Origin of the sequence: Rhodococcus sp. 06-221-2, assembly GCF_002258365.1 — a bacterium.
GTDB classification, from domain to species: domain Bacteria; phylum Actinomycetota; class Actinomycetes; order Mycobacteriales; family Mycobacteriaceae; genus Rhodococcoides; species Rhodococcoides fascians.
In genome coordinates, this window is the sequence record NZ_NOYJ01000005.1 from 1 (window position 1) to 3,504 (window position 3,504).

Annotated in this window: 2 rRNA genes; both read right to left on the reverse strand. The window is 55.2% G+C overall.

The window, feature by feature from the left end:
* Nucleotides 1-2: 2 nt before the first annotated feature.
* A 5S ribosomal RNA gene (gene rrf, locus CH281_RS03375) occupies nucleotides 3-119 on the reverse strand.
* Between the two features lie 158 nt (nucleotides 120-277).
* A 23S ribosomal RNA gene (locus CH281_RS03380) occupies nucleotides 278-3,431 on the reverse strand.
* Nucleotides 3,432-3,504 lie beyond the last annotated feature (73 nt).

Here is a 3,504-nt window from a genome sequence, read left to right on the forward strand (position 1 = left end):
GTGTTCGGCGGTGTCCTACTCTCCCACACCCTGTCGAGTGCAGTACCATCGGCGCTGGAGGGCTTAGCTTCCGGGTTCGGAATGGGACCGGGCGTTTCCCCTCCGCTATGGCCGCCGTAACTCTGCGAAACAGTGTCACGAGCGGTCTCAGTCGGAGAACACATCCCCCACATACTGTCAGGGGTGGTGTTTCGTTCTTGGACCTGTATTCGGTTGTGTTATCGAACAACTACTCGTGTGTTGTTTCAGATATTGCACAGTGGACGCGTAGCTTCTTTGTGGTAAGTCCTCGGCCTATTAGTACCAGTCACCTGCATACATTGCTGTACTTCCAGTTCTGGCCTATCAACCCGGTGGTCTGCCGGGGGCCTTACCCCCTCGAGGGGGTGAGAAACCTCATCTTGGAACAGGCTTCCCGCTTAGATGCTTTCAGCGGTTATCCCTTCCGAACGTAGCCAACCAGCGGTGCTCCTGGTGGAACAACTGGCACACCAGAGGTTCGTCCGTCCCGGTCCTCTCGTACTAGGGACAGCCTTCCTCAAGTTTCTTACGCGCGCGGCGGATAGAGACCGAACTGTCTCACGACGTTCTAAACCCAGCTCGCGTGCCGCTTTAATGGGCGAACAGCCCAACCCTTGGGACCTACTCCAGCCCCAGGATGCGACGAGCCGACATCGAGGTGCCAAACCATCCCGTCGATATGGACTCTTGGGGAAGATCAGCCTGTTATCCCCGGGGTACCTTTTATCCGTTGAGCGACACCGCTTCCACTTGCCGGTGCCGGATCACTAGTCCCGACTTTCGTCCCTGCTCGACTTGTCAGTCTCACAGTCAAGCTCCCTTGTGCACTTGCACTCGACACCTGATTGCCAACCAGGCTGAGGGAACCTTTGGGCGCCTCCGTTACATTTTAGGAGGCAACCGCCCCAGTTAAACTACCCACCAGGCACTGTCCCTGAACCAGATCATGGTCCGAGGTTGAGGTATCCAATACGATCAGAGTGGTATTTCAACAACGACTCCACAGTAACTGGCGTCACCGCTTCACAGTCTCCCACCTATCCTACACAAACCGAACCGAACACCAATACCAAGCTGTAGTGAAGGTCCCGGGGTCTTTTCGTCCTGCCGCGCGTAACGAGCATCTTTACTCGTAATGCAATTTCGCCGAGTCTATGGTTGAGACAGCTGAGAAGTCGTTACGCCATTCGTGCAGGTCGGAACTTACCCGACAAGGAATTTCGCTACCTTAGGATGGTTATAGTTACCACCGCCGTTTACTGGGGCTTAAATTCTCAGCTTCGCCATTACTGGCTAACCGGTCCTCTTAACCTTCCAGCACCGGGCAGGCGTCAGTCCGTATACATCGTCTTACGACTTCGCACGGACCTGTGTTTTTAGTAAACAGTCGCTTCTCACTGGTCTCTGCGGCCCACACCAGCTCACACTGCAAGAGTGATCACCGGCAGGGGCCCCCCTTCTCCCGAAGTTACGGGGGCATTTTGCCGAGTTCCTTAACCATAGTTATCTCGATCGCCTTAGTATTCTCTACCTGACCACCTGTGTCGGTTTGGGGTACGGGCCGTGTAACAACTCACTAGAGGCTTTTCTCGGCAGCATAGGATCACTGAATTCGCCTCAATCGGCTACGCATCACCTCTCAGGCTTCATGAACGGCGGATTTGCCTACCGTTCGCCCTACAGGCTTACACCAGTACAACCACTGACTGGCCCAGCTACCTTCCTGCGTCACCCCATCGCTTGGCTACTACCAGATCAGGTCCCACGCATCCACCACACGCCTCACTCTCGAAAGAGATCAGTCATATGGATTCAGGGTGGTTAGTGTCACTGATTCACCATGGGCGCGGTTACACGGGTACGGGAATATCAACCCGTTGTCCATCGGCTACGCCTGTCGGCCTCGTCTTAGGTCCCGACTCACCCTGGGCGGATTAACCTGGCCCAGGAACCCTTGGTCATTCGGCGGACGAGTTTCTCACTCGTCTTTCGCTACTCATGCCTGCATTCTCACTCGCGCAGCCTCCACACCTGGATCACTCCGATGCTTCCATGGCTGCACGACGCTCCCCTACCCACCCACACACCTGGCTGAACCCTCGCAAGGGAACAGCGGGCTATTGTGTGAGTGCCGCAGCTTCGGTGGTGTACTTGAGCCCCGCTACATTGTCGGCGCAGGATCACTTGACCAGTGAGCTATTACGCACTCTTTCAAGGGTGGCTGCTTCTAAGCCAACCTCCTGGTTGTCTTCGCGACCCCACATCCTTTTCCACTTAGTACACGCTTAGGGACCTTAGCTGGCGATCTGGGCTGTTTCCCTCTCGACTACGAACCTTATCGCCCGCAGTCTCACTGCCACGCTCTCACTCACCGGCATTCGGAGTTTGGCTGATTTCGGTAAGCTTGTAGGCCCCCTAGACCATCCAGTAGCTCTACCTCCGGTGAGAAACACGTGACGCTGCACCTAAATGCATTTCGGGGAGAACCAGCTATCACGGAGTTTGATTGGCCTTTCACCCCTACCCACAACTCATCCCCTCAGTTTTCAACCTAAGTGGGTTCGGTCCTCCACGACGTCTTACCGTCGCTTCAACCTGGCCATGGGTAGATCACTCCGCTTCGGGTCTAGAACACGCCACTACACCACAAACGTGGATACGCCCTATTCGGACTCGCTTTCGCTACGGCTACCCCACACGGGTTAACCTCGCGACATGCCACTAACTCGCAGGCTCATTCTTCAAAAGGCACGCCATCACCACCAACAGTAAACTGCTCGACGGCTTTGACGGATTGTAAGCGCACGGTTTCAGGTACTATTTCACTCCCCTCCCGGGGTACTTTTCACCTTTCCCTCACGGTACTAGTCCGCTATCGGTCACCAGGGAGTATTCAGGCTTATCGGGTGGTCCCGACAGATTCACAGCAGATTTCACGGGCCCGCTGCTACTTGGGTATCCACAACGACAGTTGCAATGTTTTCGTCTACGGGACTCTCACCCTCTACGACAGGCCGTTCCAGACCACTTCGACTAACACCACAATTTCTCACTGTCGGCCGATCCGGCAGAATCGACAATGCAAACCCCACAACCCTCCATACGCAACCCCTGCCGGGTATCACACGCACAAAGTTTGGCCTCATCCGCTTTCGCTCGCCACTACTCACGGAATCACTATTGTTTTCTCTTCCTGTGGGTACTGAGATGTTTCACTTCCCCACGTTCCCTCCACACACCCTATATATTCAGATGCGGGTAACACGACATCACTCGTGCTGGGTTTCCCCATTCGGACACCCTCGGATCACAGCTCGGTTGACAGCTCCCCGAGGCTTATCGCAGCCTCCTACGTCCTTCATCGGCTCCTGGTGCCAAGGCATCCACCGTACGCTCTTCATTACTTACAACAAAGATGCTCGCGTCCACTGTGCAATTCTCAAACAACACACACAACCCAGACTCACAGCAGCACCAGCCACC